At 70.3% G+C, this 526-nt stretch carries 1 pseudogene; it reads right to left on the bottom strand.

Annotated features, from left to right (window positions below):
- A pseudogene (locus ACT3TZ_RS15265) lies at window positions 1–404 on the bottom strand (ISL3 family transposase); the annotation flags it as partial.
- Window positions 405–526: the final 122 nt, after the last annotated feature.

Here is a 526-nt window from a genome sequence, read left to right as displayed (position 1 = left end):
ACCCGAGCCACGCTCAGGTGCTGGACCACGATCCCTTCCAGCGCCCACCGCAGAGCGCGCCGAGACAACTTGGCCCGGGGCTCGGCCGCGGCGGTGGTGTCCTGGCGCCACACATACCCGCAGCCGCTGCAGCGGTAACGGCGCACGACGACCTCCAGCGTCGTGGGCCGCCAGCCCAGTGGTTCGTGGGCAAGCCGTCGGACCACGGTGTCACGTGGTCTCCCTTCGCAGCCGCAGCGCCGGCACCACTGGTCGGGCTCGACCACCTGACAGGCCAATACGGCACGATCCGGCTCGAGTCGCTGCCCGGTGACAACGAGGCCGAGTTCGTCGAGGCGGCAGAAGGCAGTCAGGTCGGGGCTGGCGAACGCATCAGCGCGCCCGCCGACGGTAGCGTCGTGCACGTCGAGGTCTTTCGGGCTGAGTGTGTAGGAGCTCTCATCCTCGGGAGACCTCGACCCTCACCCCGACACCGACGCGCCGGCCCGCCGCGCGACGTGCGCTACACCCTCATCTGGGAAGAGCC

The sequence above is a fragment of the Brachybacterium sp. AOP25-B2-12 genome, assembly GCF_052378625.1.
GTDB lineage: Bacteria > Actinomycetota > Actinomycetes > Actinomycetales > Dermabacteraceae > Brachybacterium.
Note: the sequence above shows the minus strand (reverse complement) of the source record. Positions and strands in the feature narration are given on the sequence as shown.